The organism is Luteimonas arsenica, from assembly GCF_004352825.1.
GTDB classification, from domain to species: Bacteria; Pseudomonadota; Gammaproteobacteria; order Xanthomonadales; family Xanthomonadaceae; genus Luteimonas; species Luteimonas arsenica.
In genome coordinates, this window is sequence record NZ_SJRW01000001.1 from 464,958 (window position 1) to 489,111 (window position 24,154).

The window sequence follows — 24,154 nt, forward strand, 5'->3', positions numbered from 1 at the left end:
GAAAGCGCCATCATACGCGGGCCAGCAAGGCCTCGCGGTCGAGGTTCTCGGATTCCGCGGCGCTGCGCGAACGGTACTCGAACGTACCCGCCTCCAGCCCGCGCCCCGACACCACCACGCGGTGCGGGATGCCGATCAGCTCCATGTCCGCGAACATCGGTCCCGGTCGCAGGCCGCGGTCGTCGAGCACCACGTCGATGCCGCGCGCGGCGAGCTCGTCGTGCAAGGCGTTCGCGGCTTCGGCCACGGCGGGGTCGTTCTTCGGGTTGATGACGCAGATCGCGACCGTCCACGGCGCCATGGCTTCCGGCCAGACGATCCCGGCCTCGTCGTGGTTCTGCTCGATCGCGGCGGCGACGATGCGCGACACGCCGATGCCGTAGCAGCCCATCATCGGAACCGCGGCCTTGCCGGCGGCGTCGAGCACCGTGCAGCCCATGGCCTCGGCGTACTTCGCGCCGAGCTGGAAGATGTGGCCGACCTCAATGCCGCGCATCAGGCGCAGCACGCCGCCGTCCTCGGCGCGGTCGCCGTCGACCACGCTGCGCACGTCGGCGACGGTGCCGGGCTCGGGCAGGTCGCGGCCCCAGTTGACGCCGGCGATGTGTTCGCCGGGGCGGTTTGCGCCGACCACGAAGTCGGCCATGGCCGCGACCTCCAGGTCGGCGACCACGCGGATGGGCCTCGCCGGCGCGACCGGGCCCAGGAAGCCGGGCTCGCTGCCCAGGTGCTCCAGGATCTCGGCCTCGGTGGCCATGCGGTAGTCGCCCAGGCCCTCGACCTTGGCCAGCTTGATCTCGTTGACCTCGTGGTCGCCGCGCACCAGCACCAGCACGAACTGCGGCTGGCCGTCGGCATCGTGGCCCATCACGGCGACCGACTTGGCGGTACGTGCCAGATCGATGCCCATCAGCTCCGCCACCGCCTCGCAGGTCTTCTGCGTGGGGGTGTCGATGCTGCGCATGGCCTCGCTCGGTGCCGGGCGCGGCCCGGGGGCCGCGGCGCGTGCGGTCTCGACGTTGGCGGCGTAGCCGGAGGCGTCGTTGTCGCGGCCGGTGTCCGACCAGGCGATGGCGTCCTCGCCGGAGTCGGCCAGCACGTGGAATTCCTGCGAGGCGTCGCCGCCGATCGCGCCGGTGTCGGCCAGCACCGCGCGGAAGCGCAGGCCCAGGCGGCTGAAGATGCGGGTATAGGCTGCGTGCATCTTCGCGTACGACGCGGCCATGCCCTCGGCGTCGATGTCGAAGGAGTAGGCGTCCTTCATCAGGAACTCGCGCGCGCGCATCACGCCGAAGCGCGGGCGGATCTCGTCGCGGAACTTGGCCTGCACCTGGTAGAAGGTCACCGGCAGGTGGCGGTAGCTCGACAGCTCCTGGCGCGCGAAGTCGGTGATCACTTCCTCGTGGGTGGGGCCGTAGGCGTATTCGGCGTCCTTCCGGTCGCGGATCTTCAGCAGCTGGCCGCCGAACTTCTCCCAGCGCCCGGTCTCCTCCCACAGCTCGCGCGGCTGGATCGACGGCATCAGCAGCTCGATCGCGCCCGCGGCGTCCATCTCCTCGCGGACCACGGCTTCGACCTTGCGCAGCACGCGCAGGCCCAGCGGCGACCAGGTGTAGATGCCGGCGGCCAGCTTGCGGATCATCCCCGCCTTGAGCATCAGCCGGTGGCTGACCAGCTCGGCCTCGGCGGGCGTTTCCTTTTCGGTGTGGAGGTGGAACTGCGACAGGCGCATCGGCGGCATCGTCTGAGTGGCACGGCCGCTGATTGTGCCATGCAGCACGCGGCTTGCCGCGGCGCGGGTGCCGCTAGGGCCGGCGGCCGTCGACTTCGATGCCGTCGCGGGGCTGGATGTCGACCTTTTCGTAGCGGCGGCCGCGCGGCGGCGGATCCTGGGTCACCTGGACCACGCCGGCCTCGTCGGTCCAGCGATAAAGCACCGGGAGGGCGTCCTCGTAGCTGGCGTCGGCCGTCTGTCCGGCGCGATCACGCCGCGCCTCGGCGGCTTCGGGCGCCTCGCGCGAGAACCACCAGGCCACCGTGATCCCGGCGGCAAGCCCGGCGACGATGGCCCAGCGGGTCTGCACGGTGCTGCGCTGCGGGGCCGGTCAGGGCGTGCAGTAGGCCTTGACGGCGGCCTGGGCCAGTTCCAGCTGGTTGGCCCGCTGCTCGGCATTTAGCACGCGGAGCTGGCCGTCGCCCTCGGCGTCGATCTGCACGTCGCCCTCGGCCTGGAGGGTGGCGACGTTGGCGCGCGCGGTGGCGCACTGCGGGTTCCCCGCTGCCGCGTCGTCGGCCTTGGCCTCGACCGCCGCGGTGGGCGCGGCGGCGCCCGACGAGGTGATCACACGCTGCTCGTAGCGGCCCTGGGCGGGCGGGGTCTGCGAGTAGTGGGTGACGCCGTTGGCGTCCTTCCACTGGTAGACCTCGCCGGCGGTCTGCTGGGCGAGGGCCGGGGCGGCGGCGAACGCCAGGACGGCGCCAAGGACGTAGCGGTGCATGCGGGGCTCCTGCCTCAAGGGGCGATGGGCCGTGATTGCAGCACCGGGGACCGGCGGGTGCAAGCGCCGCGGGGCGGTTCCGTGACCGCGCGACGCCTGCGGCAGGCGCTCGGGCGGCAGGTACACTTGCCGGCATGGACGAGCCCACGCCCCAGGCGCGCCGCGGACGCGGCATCTACCTGCTGCCCAACCTGTTCACCACGGGCGGGCTGTTCGCGGGTTTCTTCGCCATCATCGCCGCTTCCCAGGGGCGCACCGAGGCGGCCTGCATCGCGATCTTCGTCGCCGCCATCCTCGACGGCCTCGACGGCCGGGTAGCGAGGCTGACCAATACCCAGAGCGAATTCGGCGTGCAGTACGACTCGCTGGCCGACCTGGTGAGCTTCGGCATGGCGCCGGCGCTGGTGATGTACCACTGGTCGCTGGTGTCGATGAAGCTCGATGGCGCCACGCTCGGCAAGATCGGCTGGCTGGCCGCCTTCCTGTACGCCGCCTGCGCGGCGCTGCGCCTGGCGCGCTTCAACAGCCAGGTCGGCAAGGTCGACAAGCGCTGGTTCATCGGCCTGGCCAGCCCGGCGGCGGCGGGGATCATGGCCAGTTCGGTGTGGACGATGCACAGCCTCGACCTCAGCGGCGAGGCGATGCGCTACGTGGCGTTGGCGATCACGGTGGCGGGCGGCCTGCTGATGGTCAGCCAGTTCCGCTACACCAGCTTCAAGGGCAGCGGCAGCGGGCCGGGTTCGGACCGGGTGCCGTTCTTCGCGCTGCTGCTGGTGGTGGCGGCGCTGATCGCGCTGTGGATCGATCCGCCCAAGACCCTGCTGGCGGTGCTCGGGGCCTATGCGCTGTCCGGGCCGGCGATGTGGCTGTGGCGCCTGCGCGGGCGCCGCGGGGCGGACGCGGGCTGAGCGCGGTGGCCTGGGACGCCTGGCAGCGCGAGGTGCTGGAGGCCATGGGCCACCGGGTCTATGCGCGCGCGCCGCGGCCGGAGGACATCGTGCCCGACGACCCGCTGGCGCATGCGCTGCTGCGCGCGGCCGGGCGCGGCCCGGATTCCGGGGATGCCGCCGCGCTGCTGCGCGGGCTGCCCCCGCTCGCGGCGCTGCGGGCCGATCCCGCGGCCAAGCGGGCGCTGTGGCCGAAGCTGCGCGCCCTGCGCCGCGGGGGCGCGCCGGGATGAACGCCGCGGTGGCGGCCGACGCGCTGCAGCGTCCGCAGATGCGGCCGATGCGCGTCGACGACCTCGACGCGGTGATGGTGGTCGAGCGCCGCGCCTATCCCTGGCCGTGGACGATCGGCATCTTCCGCGACTGCCTGTCGGCCGGCTACCCGGCCTGGGTGCTGATGGAGGGCGGGGCCTACATCGGCCACGGCGTGCTGAGCGTGGCCGCCGACGAAGCCCACGTGCTCAACGTCTGCATCGACCCCGCGCGCCAGGGCCGCGGCCACGGCCGCGCGCTGCTGCGGGCGATGGTCGAGGCCGCGCGCGGACGCGGCGCCTGCCGGGTGTTCCTGGAGGTGCGCCCCTCGAATCCGGCGGCCTTCGCCCTCTACCAGGACGAAGGCTTCAACGAGATCGGCCGCCGGCCGCGCTACTACCCCGCCGACAACCACACCCGCGAAGACGCCATCGTCATGGCCATGGAACTGCTTGGCCCTTGAGAGGGTAAGAGCTTTTTTGCCACGGATTACGCGGATTACGCGGATTTACGCGGATCAATTTCAGTCAGGCGAAAAAATCGCGCCCTGTAGCGCCCTGCTTCTTCAATAAAAAGAACATCCATTCTCGCCTCGGCCAGATCCGCGTAAATCCGCGTAATCCGCGCAATCCGTGGCAAAAGCTTCTACGCCCAGCCCCGACCAAAGCGGCAAGGCCGCTCAGAGGCGGGCGCGCTGGGCGGCGAGGGCTTCGTGCTGGGCGGTCCAGTCGGCCAGGCGGCTGCGTTCCTGTTCGACCACGGCCGCGGGGGCGTTGGCGACGAAGGTCTCGCTGGCGAGCTTGCCCTTCGACTTCGCCAGCTCGCCGGCGACGCGCTTGAGCTCCTTGTCCAGGCGCGCGCGTTCGGCGTCGAGGTCGACCAGGCCTTCCAGCGGAACGAACAGCTTCAGCTCGCCGACCAGGGCGGCGGCGGCCGGCGGCGGGTCGCCGCTGATCGCCTCGATGCCCTCGACCTTGGCCAGGAAGCCCAGCTGCGAGGCGAAGCGCTGCAGGCGCGCGGCGTCGAGGGCGTCGCCGTTCGACACCAGCAGGCGCACCGGCTTGCCCGGCGACACGCCGAGCTCGCTGCGGATGCGGCGCAGGGCCGAGACCATGGCCTTCAGCCATTCGACGTCGGCGGCGGCTTCGGAGAAGTCCTCACCCGCGAAGTCTTCGCTGCGCGGGTAGGCGCGCGCCATGATGCTGCCGTCCTCGATGCCGAGGCGCGGCGCGACCTGCTGCCACAGCTCCTCGGTGACGAAGGGCACCAGCGGGTGCAGCAGGCAGAGCAGGCGCTCGAGCACGAACAGCAGGGTGTGGCGGGTGCTGGCCGCGGCCGCGGCGTCGTCGCCGTTGAGCGCGGGCTTGGCGAGTTCGACGAACCAGTCGCAGAACTCGTTCCAGGCGAACTCGTACAGACACTGCGAGAGCAGGTCGAAGCGGTAGCTGGCGAAGTGGGTTTCGGCCTCGGCGGTGACGGCGGCGAGGCGGGTGATGATCCACTGTTCGGCGGCGGTGGCGGGTGCTCCCGCCGGCCGCTCGCCATTGGCCCAGCGTGCGTCTTCGGTGTTCATCAGCACGAAGCGCGTGGCGTTCCACAGCTTGTTGCAGAAGTTCTTGTAGCCCTCGGCGCGGGCGAGGTCGAACTTGATGTCGCGGCCCGGGCCGGCCAGCGCGGCCATGGTGAAGCGCAGGGCGTCGGCGCCGAAGGCGGGGATGCCGTCGGGGAACTCCTTGCGCGTGGCCTTTGCGATCTTCTCCGCCATCTTCGGCTGCATCAGGCCGCTGGTGCGCTTGGCCACCAGGTCGTCGAGCGCGATGCCGTCGATGATGTCCAGCGGGTCGAGGATGTTGCCCTTCGACTTGGACATCTTCTGGCCGTCCTTGTCGCGCACCAGGCCGGTGACGTAGACGTCGCGGAAGGGCAGGCGGCCGGTGAAGTGGTCGGTCATCATGATCATCCGGGCGACCCAGAAGAAGATGATGTCGAAGCCGGTGACCAGCACGCCCGACGGCAGGAAGCCGTCGTAGCCGCGTTCGACCATGGCGTCGGCGTCCGGCCAGCCCATGGTGCTGAACGGCCACAGCGCGGAGGAGAACCAGGTCTCCAGCACGTCCTCGTCCTGCAGCAGCGGCCCGGTGTAGCCGGCTTCGTCCGCTTTCGCGCGCGCCTCGGCCTCGTCGCGGCCGACGAAGATCTCGCCGCCGCTGCCGTACCACGCGGGAATGCGGTGCCCCCACCAGAGCTGGCGGCTGATGCACCAGTCCTGGATGTTGCCCAGCCAGTGGCGGTAGGTGTTGATCCAGTTGCCGGGGACGAAGCGCACCTGGCCTTCGCCGGCGTCGCTGCCGCCGGCCAGTTCCAGGCCGCGCGCGCCCAGCCCGTCCATGCGCACGAACCACTGGTCGGTCAGCCAGGGCTCGATCACCTGGCCGGTGCGGTCGCCGCGCGGCACCTGCAGCTTGTGGTCCTTCGTTTCCACCAGCAGGCCGGCGGTCTCGAGGTCGGCCAGCACCGCGGCGCGCGCATCGAAGCGGTCCAGGCCGCGGTAGTGCGCCGGGATCGCGTCGTCGTCCGACACCACCTTGGCGTCGGCGGTCAGCACGTTGATCATCGGCAGGCCGTGGCGCTGGCCCACCGCGTAGTCGTTGAAGTCGTGCGCCGGGGTGACCTTGACCACGCCGGTGCCGAAGTCGCGCTCGACGTAGGCGTCGGCGATCACCGGGATCCGGCGCCCGGTCAGCGGCAGGGCCACGGCCTTGCCGACCAGCGACGCGTAGCGTGGATCCTCCGGATGCACCATCACCGCGGTGTCACCGAGCATGGTTTCCGGGCGCGTGGTGGCGACCACCACGTAGTCGCGGGTCTCGCGCAGCACTTCGTTGCCGTCGGCGTCGCGCTCGACGTGCTCGTAGCTGGCGCCATCGGCCAGCGGGTAGCGGATCGACCACAGGTGGCCGTCCTCTTCCTCGCTCACCACTTCCAGGTCGGAGATCGCGGTCTGCAGCACCGGGTCCCAGTTGACCAGGCGCTGGCCGCGGTAGATCAGGCCCTCGGCGTGCATGCGCACGAAGGCCTCGACCACGGCGTCCGAGGCGATCGGATCCATGGTGAAGACGCTGCGCGACCAGTCGCCCGAGGCGCCCATGCGCCGCATCTGGCGCTCGATGGTGTCGCCGGACTGGCCCTTCCACTCCCAGACCTTGTCGATGAAGCCCTCGCGGCCCAGCGAGTCGCGGGTCTCGCCGCGGCCCTCGCGGTCGAGGTTGCGCGCCACCACCATCTCGGTGGCGATGCCGGCGTGGTCGCTGCCCACCTGCCACAGGGTGCGGAAGCCGCGCATGCGGTGGTAGCGGATCAGCGCGTCCTGCAGCGTGTGCTGGAACGCATGGCCCATGTGCAGGGTGCCGGTGACGTTGGGCGGCGGCAGCAGGATCGAGTACGCGGGGCCGTCGCCGGCGGGCGCGAAGGCCCCGCTGGACTCCCACTGGGCGTAGAGGCGGGATTCGAAGGACTTGGGGTCGTAGCCGGTGGCGAGGGTCATGGGGGGATCACATGTCGTACTTGTTCAGGGCGAGTCCGCGCGCCTTGTACTGCGTCCAGCGCGCGCGCAGCGGTTCACGGGCCGAGGGGTCGGCGGGCACCACCTCGAGCACGCGTTCGAAGTCGCCCTCGACCGCGGCGTCGCGCAGGTTCAGCACCAGCGGGCGCAGCGCCACGTCGGCTTCGGGCGAGGCGATCAGCACATCGGCTTCCTCCTCCTCGCCGCCGCCGTCCTCGAGGTCGACGCCGGCGATCTGGTGCGGCACGTAGGCGTCGGGCTCGAACGACCACAGCAGGTCGTCGAGCTGCTCCGCCTGGGCGGCATCGCGCGCCAGCACCAGCATCGGCTGGCCGGCGGCCAGCGCCTTCTTCGCCAGCTCGCAGACCAGCAGCAGCGGCTGGTCGCGGAAGCGCGGCTTCGCGATCAGGTAGAAGTCGGCGCGGGCCACGACGGGCTCAGCCCGCCTGGTCCAGCAGCCACTGCGACAGCAGGCCGACCGGGCGGCCGGTGGCCAGGCCGTTCTTGCCGCTGTGGCTGGCGCTGCCGGCGATGTCCAGGTGCGCCCAGCGCTGGCCCTCGGTGAAGCGCGCCAGGAAGCAGCCCGCGGTCACCGCGCCGGCCCAGCGGCCGCCGATGTTGTAGACGTCGGCGAAGGTCGAATCCAGCATCGTCTGGTACTCGTCCCACAGCGGCAGGCGCCAGGCGCGGTCGAACACGTCCTCGCCGGCGGCCAGCAGCTCCTGCGACAGGTCGTCGTGCTTGGACATGAGCCCGGTGGCGAAGCTGCCGAGCGCGACCATGCACGCGCCGGTGAGCGTGGCCACGTCGACCAGGGCCTGCGGCTCGAAGCGCTGAGCATAGGTCAGGGCGTCGCACAGGATCAGGCGGCCCTCTGCGTCGGTGTTGCCGACCTCGATGGTCTTGCCCGACATGCTGGTGACGATGTCCGAAGGGCGGTAGGCATTGCCGTCGATCGCGTTCTCGACCGCCGGCACCACCACCACCAGGTTCACCGGCAGGTCCATTCCCGCGGCGGACACGAAGGTGCCCAGCACCGAGCCGGCGCCGAGCATGTCGTACTTCATCTCCTCGATGCCGCCCTGGGTCTTGAGGTTGACGCCGCCGGTGTCGAAGGTGATGCCCTTGCCGACCAGCACGTAAGGCTTCGCGTCGCCGCCATTGTTCCACTTCAGCACGATCAGCTTCGGCGCGTTGGCCGAGCCGCGGGCGACCGCCAGCAGCGATCCCATGCCGAGCTTCTCCATGTCCTCGCGCTCGAGCACCTCGCAGGAGGCCTTGTCGAACTTCGCGGCGAACTCCTGCGCCTGCTGGGCCAGGTAGGCCGGATTGCAGATGTTCGGCGGCAGGTGCCCAAGCTCGCGGGTGAAGGCCACGCCGGCGGCGATGGCCTGGCCGCGGGCCAGGGCGGTGGCGTCGCTGCCGCTGATCTCCAGGCGCTCCAGGCCCTTTTCGTCGCGCTTGCGGTTCTTCTCGCCCAGGGTGGCGGTGTAGCGGTAGGCGGCGTGGTCGGCGGCGATGACGGCCTGGCGCAGGGTCCAGGCGGCGTCGCGGCCGGGGACCTCGACCTCGGCCAGGGTCAGCAGGGCCGAGCGCACCGGGCCGGTCTTCAGCGCGCGCACGGCGTCGGCGATGGCCTTGAGGTACTGCGGGACCGCGAACTTGCCCGGCTCGCCCAGGCCGATCACCAGCACCCGCGGCGCGGTGACGCCCGGCAGGTCGTGGAGCGTCGCGCTGCGCCCGGTCTTGCCGTCGATGTCGCCGCGGGCGGCCAGGGCCGCCAGGCGGCCGCCGCTGGCTTCGTCCAGGGCGCGGCCGGCGGGCGTGAAGGTCTGGTCGGCATAGGCGCCGACCACCACGCAGTCGACGTCGGCGGAGGCGGGGGCGGCGTTGTTCAGGGCGAATTCGAGGGTCATGGGGTCCTGTACTGGGGTTTGGCGTGAAGTGTTCCTTACAATCCGCGGTCCAGAATGCGGCGATGCGCCGCGGCGCCGGCGTCCCGGCGCGGCCGTAGCGGTGTATGGACGAGAACCCCCGATTCTAATGCAAGGCCGCACCCCGATGCCGAAGCTGGATACCTACCTGTTCCGCGAATTCGCCCAGTCCACCTTCGCGGCGCTGGTGGTGCTGATGATCGTGAGCCTGGGCGGCGTGTTCGCCGACGTGCTCGGCGACATCGCCCGCGGCCGGGTCCCTGCGGGCCTGATGCTGTCCCAGTTGGGACTGATGGTGCTGAACTACCTGCCGCTGATCCTGCCCCTGGGCCTGATGCTGGGCCTGTTGCTGGCCGTGGGCCGGTTGTACCGGGATTCGGAGATGCCGGTGCTGGTGGCCACCGGGGTCGGTCCGCGGCGGCTGCTGCGGCCGCTGATGATGCTGGTGCTGCCGGTGGTCGTCTTCATCGCCGCCTGTTCGCTGTGGCTGGGCCCCTGGGCCAACGACTACTCGCAGCGCATGGTCGCCGAGGGCAACCGCAACCTGCTGCTGGCGGGCCTGGAGGCCGGACGCTTCGTGGAACTGCCCGGCGGCGGGGGCGTGGTCTACGTGGGCGCGATGTCGGGCGAGGGCTCGGCCCTGGGCCGGGTTTTCGTCTACCGCGAGGACGGGGAGCGCATGGACGTCACCACTGCCCGCACCGGCCGGCTGGCGGTGGACGGCGCCGAGCGCTACCTGGACCTGGGCGAGGGCTTCCGGGTCGAGGGCCCGCTGGCCGACACCCTGGACTTCCGGATGATGCGCTACCAGCGCAACGAACTGCGCCTGCCCGACGCCGAGACCCGCGCGGCCGAGGACGATCCCGAATATGCCACCACCGTCGCGCTGCTCGGCGATCCCCGGCCCGAGGCGCGGGCCCAACTGCACGCGCGCATCGCGCCGCCGCTGCTGGCGCTGGCCTTCGCCCTGCTGGCGGTGCCGCTGGCGCGCAGCCCCCCGCGCCAGGCGCGCTACGGCCGCATCGCACTGGGCTTCCTGGCCTACGTGGTGGGCATGAACCTGATGTCCCTGGGCACCCGCTGGCTGGCCGACGGCAAGCTGCCGCTGCCGCTGGGCCTGTGGTGGCTGGTGCTGCCGCTGCTGGCCTTTGGCGCCTGGATGTACTTCCGTGACGGCCGGGTCGGCGCCCCGCGCCGGCGCCGTGGCGCGGAGGTGGCGCGATGATGCCCTTCCCGAAGATCCACGACCTCCACGTCGCGCGCGTGGTGGTGGCCACCGTGCTCCTGGTCTGGGTGGTGCTGGTGGGCCTGGACGCGGTGCTGGCCGCGGTCGACGAGATCGACGACATGGGCCAGGGCAACTACGGCTTCGTGAGCGTGCTGACCTACATCGTCTATTCGCTGCCGCGCCGGGCCTACACCATGTTCCCCACCGCGGCGGTGATCGGCTCGCTGATGGGCCTGGGCCAGCTGGCGGCGACCTCGGAGCTGACCGCCCTGCGCGCGCTGGGCGTGTCCCGCCGGCGCCTGAGCTTCTCGGTGGCGCTGCCGCTGGCGCTGCTGACCGGGTTGATGATGTTCAGCGGCGAGACCCTGGGACCGGGCGCGCAGCGCAGCGCCGACGCGATGAAGGCCGCCGCACGCTCCAACGACATGATCGTGGCCCGGTACTCGGGCCTGTGGGCACGCGAGGGCAATACCTTCCTCAATGCCCGCGACGGGCGTGAGCGCAGCGAAGACGGCCAGTCATGGCTGGAGCTGGACGACGTGCGCATGTTCGAGTTCGACGACGACGGCCGCCTGGAGTCGGTCGCCCAGGTCGGCCTGGCCGAGCACCGAAGTGACGGCTGGCTGCTGCGCGGGGTGCGCCGGGTGACCTTCGAGGAACGCTCGGTGGCCGAGGTCCACGTCGACGAGGAGCGCTGGGAGTCCCGGCTCGACGCGGCCGCGCTGGCCGCGAGCGCGGGCGGCGCCTTCCGCCCCCGCTACATGTCCGCGGCCGAACTGGGCCAGGGCATCGACTACCGCAAGCGCAACGGCCTGGACGCCAGCGAGTACGAAGAGCACTACTGGGCCCGCTGGTTCTACCCGCTCAACGTGCTGGCGCTGTGCCTGGCGGCGATTCCCTTCGCCTTCGGCTCGCTGCGCAGCGGTGGCCTGGGGCGGCGGCTGTTCGTCGGCGTGGTGTTCGCGCTGCTGTTCTGGCTGCTGCAGAACCAGGTGGCCAAGCTCGCCGCAGTCTACGGCTTCGACTACCGGATCGCCTACGCGGTGCCGCCGCTGCTGATGCTGACGGTGTCCTGGCTGCTTTTCCGGCGCCGGAGCGGCTGATTTCCGAGGTTGCGCCCGGCCGGGGACGCGGTGAGAATCCGACCACGCCTCGGATCAGGCCCCGGTCCGTGGGGGGAGACAAGGAAAGGGGGCGCAACCACAGGGAGAGGAAAGCAATGCACAGCAGCATGCGAGTGATCGCCGCCGTGGCGGTGATTGCCGGCGCGGGCCTGTTCGCAGCCGGAGACGCCGAGGCGCGTCGCGGTTCGAAGGCCAAGGAAGCGCCGGCCTGGCTGAACGCCGAAGGCGAAGTGACTGATTCGTCGGCGGTCGAAGCCGGCTATGGCGAGACCGTCACCGGCGTCAACGGCTGGGAAGGCGAGATCACCGGCAAGCCCGCGCCGGACAGCAAGTTCACCCAGCTTCAGATCGGCATGCCGATGAAGCAGGTGACCGACATCGTGGGCGAGCCGACCGACCAGGGCGTCTACGTCACCGGCAAGGCTTTCATCCCGTTCTATTTCGGGTCCGACCGCCACCGCTACGAGATGGCCTACAAGGGCCAGGGGCGGCTGATCTTCGCCGGCAAGGGCTGGGACAGCGGCGGCAACCTCATCTGGATCATCCACAACAAGAACGAGTCCGGCTACCGCGAGTAAGCGCCTCCGGAAGCGTCCGGCGACAGTGGACGAGGCCCCGCCCAGGCGGGGCCTTTCCGTTTCCGGCGGCATCGCGGCCACCATCGCGGGTTTGAATCCGCCGCCACCCGCACGGACAATGGCGCCCCCTGACACTCCGGCCGCCATCCCATGTCCATCCTCCGCATGACCGACCTCGACCTTGCCGGCAAGCGCGTGCTGGTCCGCCAGGACCTCAACGTGCCCGTGGCCGAGGGCCGCGTGACCTCCGACCAGCGCATCCTGGCGTCGCTGCCGACGCTGAAGGCGCTGCTCGACGCCGGTGCCGCGGTGATGGTGATGTCGCACCTGGGCCGCCCGACGGAGGGCGCGTGGAGCGAGGCCGATTCGCTGGCGCCGGTGGCCGCGCGCCTGTCGGAGCTGCTCGGCCGCGAGGTGCCGCTGGTGCGCGACTATCTCGACGGCGTCGAGGTCGCGCCCGGCCAGCTGGTGCTGCTGGAGAACTGCCGCATGAACGCCGGCGAGAAGGCCGACGACGAGGCGCTGGCGAAGCGGTACGCGGCGCTGTGCGATGCCTTCGTCATGGACGCCTTCGGCACCGCGCACCGCGCCCAGGCCTCGACCCACGGTGTGATCCGCCACGCCACGCAGGCCGCGGGCGGCCCGCTGCTGATGGCCGAGCTCGACGCCCTGGGCCGTGCGCTGCAGGATCCGGCGCGCCCGCTGCTGGCGATCGTTGCCGGCTCCAAGGTCTCGACCAAGCTCGAGCTGCTGTCCTCGCTGGTAGGCAAGGTCGACCAGCTGATCGTGGGCGGGGGCATCGCCAACACCTTCATCGCCGCCGAGGGTCACGGCGTCGGCAAGTCGCTGTACGAGGCCGACCTCATCGATACCGCGAAGAAGATCATCGCCGACGCCCGCGTCCGCGGCGCCGACATCCCGGTGCCGACCGACGTGGTGGTGGCGCCGGCCTTCGCCGCCGACGCGCCTGCGACGGTGAAGGCGGTCGACGCCATCGGCGCCGAGGACATGGTGCTCGACATCGGCCCGGAGACCGCGGCGCGCTACGCGCAGCTGATCGCCGAAGCCGGCACCGTGGTCTGGAACGGCCCGGTCGGCGTGTTCGAGTTCGACGCCTTCGGCAAGGGCACCGAGGCCCTGGCGCGGGCGATCGCCGCTTCGAAGGCGTTCTCGATCGCCGGCGGCGGTGACACCCTGGCCGCGGTCGACAAGTACGGCATCGCCGAGGGCGTGTCCTACATCTCCACCGGCGGCGGCGCCTTCCTCGAGTTCCTCGAGGGCAAGACCCTGCCGGCGGTCGCGGCGCTGGCGCAGCGCGGCGACTGACAGCGGGAAGGCGGCGCCGGATCGCGGTCCGCCACCTGAAACCCGGCTCGGCTAGCATGGGGCGATCCGTCCCGACCTGCCGAGCACGAGGCCTCCGATGTCCGAATACCGCCGCGGTACCCGCATCCTCGCCACCCTCGGGCCGGCGACGGACGCGCCCGGCGTCCTCGATGCGCTGGTGCGCGCGGGCGTCAACGCGGTGCGGCTGAACTTCTCCCACGGCGTGCCCGACGACCACGTCCGGCGCGCGCAGGAGGTGCGCGAGGCCGCGGCCCGCGCCGGCGTCGAGGTCGGCATCCTCGCCGACCTGCCGGGGCCGAAGATCCGCATCGAACGCTTCGAGGGCGGACGCGTGCAGCTGCGCGCCGGTGAACGCTTCGACCTGCACGCCCGCGCCGATGCGCCGCAGGGCACCGTGGCCGGCGTCGGCGTGAGCTACCTCGGCCTGCCCGGCGACGTCGCCCCGGGCGACGTGCTGCTGCTCGACGACGGCATGGTGCAGCTGCGCGTGCAGGCGGTGGAGGGCGACACCATCGCCACCACCGTGCTCAACGACGGCGTGCTGTCCGACCGCAAGGGCCTGAACAAGCAGGGCGGCGGGCTGTCGCTGGGCGCGATCACCGACCACGACCGCGACCTCATCAAGGTGGCCGCGGAGATCGGCGTGGACTTCATCGCGGTCTCGTTCTGCCGCACCGCCGAAGACATGCACGAGGCCCGCCGCGTGGCCCGCTCGCACGGCAGCGACGCCGCCCTGGTGTCGAAGATCGAGCGCGCCGAGGCGATCGAGAACCTGGGCGCGATCATCGATGCCAGCGACGTGGTGATGGTCGCCCGCGGCGACCTCGGCGTGGAGATCGGCGACGCCGAGCTGCCCGGCATCCAGAAGAAGATCATCCGCGAGACCCTGGCCCGCAACCGGGTGGTGATCACCGCCACCCAGATGCTGCAGTCGATGGTCGAAAGCCCGATGCCGACCCGCGCCGAGGTCCTGGATGTCGCCAATGCGGTGATCGATGGCACCGACGCGGTGATGCTCTCGGCCGAGACCGCGGCCGGCGCCTGGCCGGTGGCGGCGGTGGAGGCGATGAGCCGGATCTGCGTCGGCGCCGAGAAGCAGTTCGAGCACGACACCGACTTCGAGCAGGCCCAGCGCGGCCTGGAGCGTGCCGACCAGGCGATCGCGATGGCGGCGATGTTCCTCAGCGAGCACATCGGCGTGGCCGCGATCGTGGCCATGACCGAATCCGGCGGCACCGCGCGCTTCCTGTCGCGCTTCCGCTCCAGCGCGCCGATCTACGCCTTCTCCCGCCATGCCGGCGCGCGCCGGCGCATGAGCCTGATGCGCGACGTCTTCCCCACGGCCCACGACAGCCGCGGCCAGGACGCCCGGCAGGCGGCCCGCGACGCCATGGCCCTGCTGGTGGCCGCCGGCCTGCTGTCGGCCGGGGACCGGGTGGTGTTCACCAGCGGCGAGGCGATGGAGACCCACGGCGCCACCAATACCCTGCGCCTGCTCCAGGTCGGCGAGGACGGCGCCGCGCAGGGCCTCGGCACGCTGTAGGGCGCCGCCGCGGGACGGGGCCCCGGCAGGGGCAAACGGCTATACTGGGCGGCCCCGTCGCCAGCCCCGAGTCCAGAGAATGAGCATCGAACAGCTTGCCGAAACCGCTCTCGCCATGGTCGCCCCCGGAAAGGGCATCATCGCCATCGACGAATCCACCGGCACGATCGCCAAGCGCTTCGCAGGCGTCGGCATCGAGAACACCGAGGAGAACCGCCGCGCCTACCGCGAGCTGCTCCTGTCCACGCCGAAGCTCAACGAGTACATCAGCGGCGCGATCCTGTTCGACGAGACCATCCGCCAGAAGACGAAGGACGGCGTGCCCTTCGCGAAGTTCATGGCCGACAACGGCATGATCCCGGGCATCAAGGTCGACAAGGGCACCCACGCCCTGGCCGGCTTCCCGGGCGAGCTGGTGACCGAGGGCCTGGACGGCCTGCGCGCGCGCCTGGAGGAGTACTACAAGCTCGGCGCCCGCTTCGCCAAGTGGCGCGCGGTGATCAACATCGGCGACGACGTGCCCTCGGGCACCTGCATCGAGGCCAACGCCCACGCCCTGGCGCGCTACGCCGCGCTGTGCCAGGAGCAGGGCCTGGTGCCGATGGTGGAGCCGGAAGTGCTGATGGACGGCAACCACGACATCGAGACCTGCTACGAGGTCACCGAGGTCACCCTGCGCGCGCTGTTCGACGCCTTGTACAACCAGAACGTGGCGCTCGAGGGCACGATCCTGAAGGCCTCGATGGTGCTGCCGGGCAAGGACTGCGACGAGCAGGCCAGCGTCGACGAGGTCGCCGAAGCCACCCTGATGTGCCTGAAGTCGGCGGTGCCGGCGATCCTGCCGGGCATCGTGTTCCTGTCCGGCGGCCAGTCCGACGACGACGCCACCGCGCACCTGGACGCGATGAACCGCTTGGGCCCGAACCCCTGGCCGCTGTCGTTCTCCTACGGCCGCGCCATGCAGTCCGCCGCGCTGAAGCTGTGGTCGCAGGATCTGGCCGGCAACTATGGGGCCGCCCAGGCCACCGTGTACGAGCGCGCCAAGGCCAACGGCCTGGCCGCGCTGGGGCAGTGGACCCGCGGCTGATCCATCCCCGGAGCCCCTTGTGGGAGCGGCTACAGCCGCGATGCATTTCGGGATTCACGAAAGGGCGGCCGCGAAGGCCGCCCTTTCTTTCATGGCTGGTGGAACGAGGTGCTTTTGCGGCCATCGTGGCTGTAGCCGCTCCCACAGGGGGGGCTGCGTCAGGGCAGGCCGGCCAGCCAGTCGTCGTCGCTGCCTTCGGACACGCCCTCGAACAGCGGGGTCGAGAAGTAGCGCTCGCCGGTGTCGGGCAGCATCGCCAGGATCACGGCACCTTCCGCGGCATCCTTCGCCACCTCCAGCGCCGCGGCCACGGTCGCGCCGGCGGAGATGCCGGTGAAGACGCCTTCCTCAGCCGCCAGCCGGCGCGCGATGGCGATGGCGTCGGCGTCGCTGATCGACAGCACGCGGTTGGCGACCTCGCGGTTGAGCACCTCGGGCACGAAGTCCGGGGTCCAGCCCTGGATCTTGTGCGGGGTGAATTCGGCGCCCTGCAGCAGCGCGGCCACCGCCGGTTCGGCGGCGACCACCTCGACCTCCGGCCGCGCCAGCTTGAGCATCTCGCCCACGCCGGTGAGCGTGCCGCCCGTGCCCCAGCCGGTGACGAAGTGGTCCAGCCGGCGGCCGGCGAAGTCCTGCAGGATTTCCGCCGCGGTGGTGTTGCGGTGGTAGGCCGGGTTGGCGGGGTTGGCGAACTGGCTGGCCAGGAACCAGCCGTGCTCCTCGGCCAGTTCCTCCGCCTTGCGCACCATGCCGGTGCCGCGCTCGGCGGCCGGGGTCAGGATCACGCGGGCGCCGTAGGCGCGCATCAGCTTGCGGCGCTCGATCGAGAAGGTCTCGACCATGGTGGCGACGAACCGGTAGCCGCGCGCTGCGCAGACCATGGCCAGGGCCACGCCGGTGTTGCCCGAGGTGGCTTCGACCACGGTGTCGCCGGGCTTGAGCAGCCCGCGCTGCTCGGCGTCGAGGATGATGGCCAGGGCCAGGCGGTCCTTGACCGAGCCGCCGGGGTTGAAGGATTCGACCTTCGCGTACAGGCTCACGCCCTCGGGCGCGATGCGGTTCAGGCGCACGACCGGCGTGCCGCCGATGGTGTCGAGGATGCTTTCGTGGATCATGGGTGGCGTCCTGGTCGGGGAGGGGACGGGCCACCGGGGTGGCCCCGGGGCAGGGCCAGAGTGCGCCGTAACGCATGACGGCGCCAGCGGTTGACAGGAACACGGCATTCCGCGACCGGGCCTGATGGCATACGTCGCACACACGGCGGGTCGATAGAATCCACCGGTTCATCCCCCAGCCGCCCCCACGGACAGACGATGCCCCACGCACCACGTTCCCGCCCGGCCTGCAGGGCCTTCATGACCGCGCTGGTCGCCCTGGCGCTGGCGGCGTGCACGGGTGGCGGCGATGCGATGGGCCCGGGTGGCGCCCCTGCGGCCATGGTGACCACCACCACGATCGCGATCCAGCCCTTCAACGATCGCATCCGCGCGCTGGGCACGGTCAAGGCCCGCGAATCGGTGGAGGTCACCGCCAAGGTCAGCGAGACCGTGGAGCGGGTGCATTTCGAGAGCGGCGACGTGGTGGCGGCCAATGCGCCGCTGGTCTCGCTCAGCGGCCAGCAGCAGCAGGCGGCGCTGGCGGCGGCGCGCGCCACCGCCGAAGAGGCCGACCGCATGTTCAAGCGGCAGCAGGAACTCGCCGCACAGCAGCTGATCGCACGCGCCACCCTCGACACCCAGCGCGCGGTCCGCGACAGCGCGCTGGCCCAGGTGCGCCAGATCGAGGCCAACCTCCAGGACCGCATCATCCGCGCGCCCTTCGGCGGCGTGCTCGGCGTGCGCCAGGTCAGCCCCGGCGCGCTGATCACGCCCGGCACCGTGATCGCGACCCTGGACGACCTGTCCACGGTGTACGTGGATTTCCCGGTGCCCGAGGGGCAGCTCGCCAACGTCGCCGTCGGCCAGCGCATCACCGGCACCAGCACGGCCTGGCGCGCGCGCGGCTTCGAGGGCGTGGTCAGCAACGTCGGTTCGCGCGTGGACCCGACCAGCCGCGCCTTCAACGTGCGCGCGGACTTCGACAACCCCGAGCGCCTGCTGCGCCCGGGCATGCTGGTGCAGATCGAACTCGAGCGCGCCGAGCGCGATGCCCTGCTGGTGCCGGAAATTTCCGTGGTCCAGGTGGGTCGCGATTCCTTCGTCTATCGAGTGCGCCCCGACGACACGGTGCAGCAGGTGGCCGTGGCCATCGGCTCGCGCGCAGCGGGCATGGCCGAGATCACCGCCGGCCTCGAGCCCGGCGACCGCATCGTGGTCGACGGTACCGGCAAGCTGCGCGACGGCAGCAGCATCGTCGAAGCCGGTGACGGCGCGCCGGTGGTGCCCGCCGATGCCGCTGAAGCCGCCGAACCTGCGCCTGCGGGCGTGCCCGGCGAGGGCTGAGCCATGGTGCTGTCCGACCTCTCCATCCGCCGTCCCGTGTTCGCCACGGTGATGAGCCTGCTGCTGATGGTGATCGGCGTGATGGCCTTCTCGCGCCTGACCCTGCGCGAGCTGCCGGCGATCGATCCGCCGATCGTCTCGGTGGACGTGAACTACCCCGGCGCCTCGGCGGCGGTGGTCGAGACCCGCGTCACCCAGGTGCTCGAGGACGCGCTGTCGGGCATCGAGGGCATCGACATCATCCAGTCGCGCAGCCGCAACGGGCGCTCGTCGGTGACCCTGGAATTCACCCTGAACCGCGACATCGAGGCCGCGGCCAACGACGTGCGCGACGCGGTCAGCGGCATCCTCGACCGCCTGCCCGACGAGGCCTACGCGCCCGAGGTCGAGAAGGCCGACAGCGACTCGGACACCATCATCTGGCTCAACATGAGCTCGGCGACGATGGACACGCTGGAGCTGTCCGACTACGCCGACCGCTACATCGTCGACCGGCTCTCCAGCCTGGACGGCGTGGCCCAGGTGCGCATCGGCGGCCGCCAGCGCTATGCGATGCGCGTGTGGCTGGACAGCGCGGCGATGGCCGCGCGCGGCATCACCCCCAACGACGTCGAGGCCGCGCTGCGCTCGGAGAACGTCGAGCTGCCCGCGGGCCGCATCGAATCCGGCAGCCGCGACTTCACCCTGCGCGTGGAGCGCAGCTACGTGGAGCCGCAGGATTTCGCCCAGCTTCCGCTGCGCAAGGGCGACGACGGCTACGTGGTGCGCCTGGGCGACGTGGCCGAGGTGGAGCTGGCCTCGGCCGAGCGCCGCGCCTACTACCACAGCAACGGCCAGCCCAATATCGGCCTGGGCATCGTCAAGACCTCGACCGCGAATGCGCTCGACGTGACCCGCTCCGCGCGCGCGGCGGCCGTCGAGATCCAGAAATCGCTGCCCGAGGGCACGGAGATCTTCGTCGCCTACGACGATACGGTGTTCATCGAAGCCTCGATCGAACGCGTGTACTGGACCCTGATCGAGGCCATGGCGCTGGTGCTGATCGTGATCTGGCTGTTCCTGGGCAGCTTCCGCGCCGCGCTGATCCCGGCGGTGACGGTGCCGGTCTGCCTGCTGGCGGCCTTCATCCCGCTGCTGGTGTTCGGGTACTCCATCAACCTGCTGACCCTGCTGGCCCTGGTGCTGGCGATCGGCCTGGTGGTGGACGATGCGATCGTGGTGCTGGAGAACATCCAGCGCCGCGTCGACCTGGGCGAGCCGCGGCTGGTGGCCTCGCAGCGCGGCACCAGACAGGTGGCGTTCGCGGTGATCGCGACCACCACGGTGCTGGTGGCGGTGTTCCTGCCGGTGGGTTTCATGGAAGGCAACACCGGGCGCCTGTTCCGCGAGCTCTCGGTGGCGCTGGCCGGCGCGGTGGCGCTGTCGGCCTTCGTCGCGCTGACGCTGACGCCGATGATGGCCTCGAAGATGGTGCGCCCGCATACCGAGGAGAAGTCCAGCCGCATCAATCGCTGGTTCAACGCCCGGTTGGCCTCGGTCACGGCCGCCTATGGCCGCCGCCTGGAGTCGATGACCGCGCTGCAGCCGGCGAAGCTGCTGGGCGGCGTGCTGCTGGTGATGCTGGCCTGCGTGGCCGCGGCCTGGGGCCTGGGCCGGCTGGTGCCTTCGGAACTGGCGCCGGCGGAGGACCGCGGTTCGTTCTTCGTCTCGATCATCGGCCCCGAAGGCGCGGGATTCGACTACACCGTGCAGCAGGTGCGCGAGGTCGAGAAGGTCTTCGCGCAGCGCGTGGCCGAGGAGGGCAGCGCCATCCGCCGCTACAACACCCGTGCGCCCGGCGGCTGGGGTGCGAGCGAGGAGATGCACACCGGCAACGTGATCGTGTTCCTCGAGGAGTGGAACAAGCGCGACCAGAGCACCGCCGAGGTCGCCGACTCCCTGCGCGCGGAACTGGGCCAGCTCAGCGGCGTTGAAGCGCAGCCGCGCGTGGGCGGCGGCCTGGTGGGCAGCCGCGGGCAGCCGATCCAGATGGTGCTCGGCGGCCCGGAGTACGAGGAGATCGCGCAGTGGCGCGACCTGGTGATGCAGCGCATGGAGGCCCACCCCGGCTTCTTCTCGGTCGACTCCGACTACAAGGAGACGCGCCCGCAGATGCGCGTGAACATCGACCGCGTGCGCGCCGCCGACCTCGGCGTCAGCGTCACCGACATCGGCCGCGCGCTGGAGACGATGATGGGCAGCCGCCGCGTCACCACCTTCGTCCAGGAGGGCGAGGAGTACGACGTGCTGGTGCAGGCCGGCCGCTCCGGCCGTGCCGAGCCTGCCGACCTGGCCGCGATCGAGGTCCGCGCGCGCAGCGGCGACCTGGTGCCGCTGTCGAACCTGGTCACGCTCAGCGAGCTGGCCGAGCCCGGCAGCCTCAACCGCTTCAACCGCATGCGCGCGATCACCATCAGCGCCGGCCTCGCCCCCGGCTATCCGATGGGAGACGCCCTGGCCTTCCTCGACGAGGTGGTGCGCACCGAGCTGCCCGACTACGCCCAGGTCGGCTGGAAGGGCGAATCGCGCGAATTCACGAAGGCCGGCGGCGCGGTGCTGCTGACCTTCGCCATGGCGCTGCTGGTGGTCTACCTGGTGATGGCGGCGCAGTTCGAGAGCTTCGTGCACCCCTTCGTGATCATGCTGACGGTGCCGCTGGCGGTGCTGGGCGCCCTCATCGGACTGGCGCTGACCGGGGGCACGCTGAACCTCTTCAGCCAGATCGGCGTGGTGATGCTGATCGGCCTGGCGGCGAAGAACGGCATCCTGATCGTCGAGTTCGCCAACCAACTGCGCGACGAGGGGCGCAGCGTCGCCCGGGCCATCGTCGAATCCTCGACCGTGCGCCTGCGCCCGATCCTCATGACCGCGATCGCCACCGCCGCCGGCGCCCTGCCGCTGGTGCTGGCCGGCGGTCCCGGGTCGGCCAGCCGCGCCACCATCGGCGTGGTGATCATCGCCGGCGTGGCGTTCTCGACCCTGCTGTCGCTGTTCGTGGTGCCGGCGTTCTACACCCTGTTCGCGCCGTTCACCAGTTCCCCCGAGGCCGTGGCGCAGGAGCTGGAGAAGCAGGCGCGGGAAGTGCCCAGCGTGGGCGGGCACGCCTGACCGGAAAGGGCCGCTGAAGGGCGGCCCTTTCACATCCGTGTCCCGATCGTGGAGAATCGGGACGGTTCCGGTCGGGGGAGAGCCTGGTGCCGGTGCACTGCAACCCACCACCGGAGCCAGCCCTTGGACGCGTTCCTCGCAACCCTCAACGGCCTCATCTGGAGCAAGGCGCTGATCGCGCTCTGCCTGGGTGCGGGCCTGTACTTCTCCATCCGCACCCGCTTCATGCAGCTGCGCCATGTGCCGGAAATGATCCGGCTGCTGCTGTCGGGCAAGTCCTCGCGGGCCGGCGTGTCCTCGTTCCAGGCGCTGGCGATATCGCTGTCGGGCCGCGTCGGCATCGGCAACATCGCCGGCGTCGCCACCGCGATCGCCTTCGGCGGTCCGGGCGCGGTGTTCTGGATGTGGGTGATGGCCTTCCTCGGGGCCTCGACCTCCTACATCGAGTCCACGCTGGCGCAGATCTACAAGGAAAAGGACGACGAAGGGCGCTATCGCGGCGGCCCGGCCTACTTCATCGAAAAGGCGATGGGCCAGAAGTGGTATGCGTGGCTGTTCGCCGTGGTCACCATCATTGCCACCGGATTCTTCCTGCCCGGCGTGCAGGCCAACGGCATCGCCTCGGGCCTGGACAACGCCTGGAACATCCCGCCCACGGTGACCGCGGCCGGCGTGGTGCTGGCGCTGGGCTTCATCATCTTCGGCGGCGTCAAGCGGATCGCGCGCTTCGCGGAGTTCGTGGTGCCGTTCATGGCCCTGGCCTACATGCTGGTGGCGTTCGTGATCATGGTGCTCAACGCCGGCCAGGTGCCGGAGATGGTGGCGCTGATCTTCCGCAGCGCCTTCGGCCTGGAAGCCGGTTTCGGGGCGATGCTGGGCCTGGCGGTGGAGTGGGGCGTCAAGCGCGGCATCTATTCCAACGAGGCCGGGCAGGGCACCGGCCCGCACGCTGCGGCGGCGGCCGAGGTCTCGCACCCGGCCAAGCAGGGCTACGTGCAGGCGTTCTCCATCTATGTCGACACCCTGCTGGTGTGTTCGGCCACCGCCTTCATGATCCTGTCCACCGGCATGTACAACGTGGCCACGCCCGATGGCGCGATGCTGGTCGAGGCGCTGCCCGGCATCGAGGCCGGCCCCGGCTTCGCGCAGGCGGCGGTGGAATCGGTGATGCCCGGCTACGGCGCCGGCTTCGTGGCCCTGGCGCTGCTGTTCTTCGCCTTCACCACGATCGTCGCGTACTACTACATGGCCGAGACCAACATCGCCTTCATCAACCGCAAGGTGAGCCGCCCCTGGATGACCCTGGTGCTGCGCGTGGGCATCCTGCTGGCGGTGATCCTGGGCGCGGTGCGCTCGGCCGGCGCGGCCTGGACCCTGGGTGACATCGGCGTGGGCCTGATGGCCTGGCTCAACATCGTCGCCATCCTGATCCTGCAGAAGCCGGCGCTGCTCGCGCTGCGCGACTACGAGCGGCAGAAGAAGCAGGGCCTGGAGCCCGAGTTCGACCCGGCCGCGCTGGGCATCCGCAACGCGGCCTTCTGGGAACGCAGGAAGGACTGAGTTGGCCAGGGCCGGTTCCAGCGACGAGATCCGTCTGCACGGCATCAACGCCGTGCAGGCCGTGTTCGCGCGCCGCCCGGAGGCGATCCGCAAGCTCTACCTCGCCGAAGCGCTGATCCCGCGCCTGCAACCGCTGCTGAAATGGTGCGTGGCCCATCGCGTCGGCTACCGCGTGGTCGATGAGGACGACCTGCGCAAGCTTGCCGCCAGCAGCCACCATGAGGGCGTGGTCGCCGACGTGCTGCGCGAGGCGCCGCAGGCGCTGACCGCCTGGCTGCGCGACCTCGGCGAAGGCGCGGCCTGCGCGCTGTGGCTGGATGGCGTCGGCAACCCGCACAACCTCGGCGCCATCCTGCGCTCGGCCGCGAACTTCGGCGCCGCGGTGCTGCTGCCCAAGCATTCGCCGCTGCAGCTGTCGGGCGCCGCCGCGCGCGTGGCCGAAGGCGGCGCCGAAGCGGTGCCGCTGGTGCGCCTGGGCCGCGAGGACAACGCCATCGCCCAGCTGCGCGGCGCCGGCTTCGGCCTGGCCGCGACCGTGGTGCGTGGCGGCGACGACGCTTTCGCGGCAGCGTTGCCGCAGCGCCTGGTCTACGTCCTGGGCCACGAAGGCGAGGGCATGTCACCGGCACTCGCCGAGGCCTGCGACCTGCAGCTGTCGATTCCCGGCACCGGCGCGGTAGAAAGCCTCAATGTTGCCGCGGCGACTGCCGTGCTGCTCGCCCGCTGGTGGCAGGCGGCGCGCGCTTCGTAGGCGTCGCAGCGGGGAAAAGCGGTTGCCACGGATCTACGCGGATTCGCCGCGGATTTTCACGGGTAGAGCAAGGGCTTTTGCCACGGATGACGCGGATTGCGCGGATCTACACGGATCTGTCTGCGGCCACGATCCACATCAGGCGCTGTACAAGC

General features: G+C 70.9%; 19 protein-coding genes and 1 pseudogene. 13 read left to right on the forward strand and 7 right to left on the reverse strand.

The annotated features are described in order from the left end of the window. Positions 1 to 10 precede the first annotated feature (10 nt). The 3 genes from E2170_RS02115 to E2170_RS02125 form a co-directional block, all read right to left on the reverse strand. The gene (locus E2170_RS02115; RefSeq protein ID WP_132998994.1) at positions 11 to 1,732 is read right to left on the reverse strand and encodes a proline--tRNA ligase; all 1,722 of its coding nucleotides are present in this window, start codon (positions 1,730 to 1,732) and stop codon (positions 11 to 13) included. 73 nt (positions 1,733 to 1,805) lie between these two features. Continuing rightward, positions 1,806 to 2,084, reverse strand: coding sequence for a DUF4124 domain-containing protein (locus E2170_RS02120; protein WP_132998995.1), 279 nt, complete (start codon positions 2,082 to 2,084; stop codon positions 1,806 to 1,808). A 21-nt stretch (positions 2,085 to 2,105) separates the two neighbouring features. Beyond that, on the reverse strand, positions 2,106 to 2,498 hold the full coding sequence (locus E2170_RS02125; RefSeq protein WP_132998996.1) for a DUF4124 domain-containing protein: 393 nt from the start codon (positions 2,496 to 2,498) through the stop codon (positions 2,106 to 2,108). 134 nt (positions 2,499 to 2,632) lie between these two features. Between E2170_RS02125 and pssA the strand changes: the two genes are divergently transcribed. Genes pssA through rimI form a run of 3 tightly spaced genes read left to right on the forward strand, consistent with a single transcriptional unit; the run spans position 2,633 to position 4,160 of the window. Further along, the gene (gene pssA / locus E2170_RS02130; RefSeq protein WP_132998997.1) at positions 2,633 to 3,406 is read left to right on the forward strand and encodes a CDP-diacylglycerol--serine O-phosphatidyltransferase; all 774 of its coding nucleotides are present in this window, start codon (positions 2,633 to 2,635) and stop codon (positions 3,404 to 3,406) included. Positions 3,407 to 3,411: 5 nt separating this feature from the next. Further along, positions 3,412 to 3,678, forward strand: a complete 267-nt coding sequence (locus E2170_RS02135) for a hypothetical protein (protein ID WP_132998998.1) — start codon at positions 3,412 to 3,414, stop codon at positions 3,676 to 3,678. Continuing rightward, positions 3,675 to 4,160, forward strand: a complete 486-nt coding sequence (gene rimI / locus E2170_RS02140; RefSeq protein WP_132998999.1) for a ribosomal protein S18-alanine N-acetyltransferase — start codon at positions 3,675 to 3,677, stop codon at positions 4,158 to 4,160. Before E2170_RS02135 ends, rimI begins: the two co-directional genes overlap by 4 nt. 216 nt (positions 4,161 to 4,376) lie before the next feature. On the opposite strand, the gene E2170_RS02145 is transcribed toward rimI, so the two are convergent. The 3 genes from E2170_RS02145 to E2170_RS02155 are packed head-to-tail and all read right to left on the reverse strand — an operon-like array spanning position 4,377 to position 9,175. Then, a complete protein-coding gene (locus E2170_RS02145) occupies positions 4,377 to 7,241 on the reverse strand; it encodes a valine--tRNA ligase (RefSeq protein ID WP_132999000.1) in 2,865 nt (954 codons plus the stop codon). A 7-nt stretch (positions 7,242 to 7,248) separates the two neighbouring features. Next, a complete protein-coding gene (locus tag E2170_RS02150) occupies positions 7,249 to 7,689 on the reverse strand; it encodes a DNA polymerase III subunit chi (RefSeq protein ID WP_132999001.1) in 441 nt (146 codons plus the stop codon). Between the two features lie 7 nt (positions 7,690 to 7,696). Continuing rightward, a complete protein-coding gene (locus E2170_RS02155; RefSeq protein WP_132999002.1) occupies positions 7,697 to 9,175 on the reverse strand; it encodes a leucyl aminopeptidase in 1,479 nt (492 codons plus the stop codon). A 145-nt stretch (positions 9,176 to 9,320) separates the two neighbouring features. Between E2170_RS02155 and lptF the strand changes: the two genes are divergently transcribed. The 6 genes from lptF (at position 9,321) to E2170_RS02185 (ending at position 16,100) form a co-directional block, all read left to right on the forward strand. Then, positions 9,321 to 10,418: an LPS export ABC transporter permease LptF gene (gene lptF / locus E2170_RS02160; protein ID WP_132999968.1), complete on the forward strand. Its 1,098-nt coding sequence runs from the start codon at positions 9,321 to 9,323 to the stop codon at positions 10,416 to 10,418. Continuing rightward, positions 10,415 to 11,524, forward strand: coding sequence for an LPS export ABC transporter permease LptG (gene lptG, locus E2170_RS02165; protein WP_132999003.1), 1,110 nt, complete (start codon positions 10,415 to 10,417; stop codon positions 11,522 to 11,524). Before lptF ends, lptG begins: the two co-directional genes overlap by 4 nt. 170 nt (positions 11,525 to 11,694) lie before the next feature. Then, entirely contained in the window at positions 11,695 to 12,123 is a 429-nt protein-coding gene (locus E2170_RS02170) for a hypothetical protein (protein ID WP_132999969.1), read from the forward strand. 150 nt (positions 12,124 to 12,273) lie between these two features. Continuing rightward, entirely contained in the window at positions 12,274 to 13,449 is a 1,176-nt protein-coding gene (locus tag E2170_RS02175; RefSeq protein ID WP_132999004.1) for a phosphoglycerate kinase, read from the forward strand. 97 nt (positions 13,450 to 13,546) lie between these two features. After that, the gene (gene pyk, locus E2170_RS02180) at positions 13,547 to 15,013 is read left to right on the forward strand and encodes a pyruvate kinase (RefSeq protein ID WP_132999005.1); all 1,467 of its coding nucleotides are present in this window, start codon (positions 13,547 to 13,549) and stop codon (positions 15,011 to 15,013) included. A 79-nt stretch (positions 15,014 to 15,092) separates the two neighbouring features. Next, positions 15,093 to 16,100: a class I fructose-bisphosphate aldolase gene (locus E2170_RS02185; protein WP_132999006.1), complete on the forward strand. Its 1,008-nt coding sequence runs from the start codon at positions 15,093 to 15,095 to the stop codon at positions 16,098 to 16,100. A 158-nt stretch (positions 16,101 to 16,258) separates the two neighbouring features. On the opposite strand, the gene cysK is transcribed toward E2170_RS02185, so the two are convergent. Beyond that, entirely contained in the window at positions 16,259 to 17,215 is a 957-nt protein-coding gene (gene cysK, locus E2170_RS02190) for a cysteine synthase A (protein WP_132999007.1), read from the reverse strand. Between the two features lie 240 nt (positions 17,216 to 17,455). Between cysK and E2170_RS02195 the strand changes: the two genes are divergently transcribed. From E2170_RS02195 to E2170_RS02210, 4 genes and pseudogenes are all read left to right on the forward strand, one after another. Continuing rightward, entirely contained in the window at positions 17,456 to 18,541 is a 1,086-nt protein-coding gene (locus E2170_RS02195) for an efflux RND transporter periplasmic adaptor subunit (protein ID WP_132999008.1), read from the forward strand. Positions 18,542 to 18,544: 3 nt separating this feature from the next. After that, entirely contained in the window at positions 18,545 to 21,688 is a 3,144-nt protein-coding gene (locus tag E2170_RS02200; RefSeq protein WP_132999009.1) for an efflux RND transporter permease subunit, read from the forward strand. 123 nt (positions 21,689 to 21,811) lie between these two features. Next, positions 21,812 to 23,248: an alanine/glycine:cation symporter family protein gene (locus tag E2170_RS02205; RefSeq protein ID WP_132999010.1), complete on the forward strand. Its 1,437-nt coding sequence runs from the start codon at positions 21,812 to 21,814 to the stop codon at positions 23,246 to 23,248. Then, positions 23,157 to 23,999, forward strand: a pseudogene (locus tag E2170_RS02210) (TrmH family RNA methyltransferase); the annotation flags it as partial. The gene E2170_RS02205 and the pseudogene E2170_RS02210, both read left to right, overlap by 92 nt. Positions 24,000 to 24,154 lie beyond the last annotated feature (155 nt).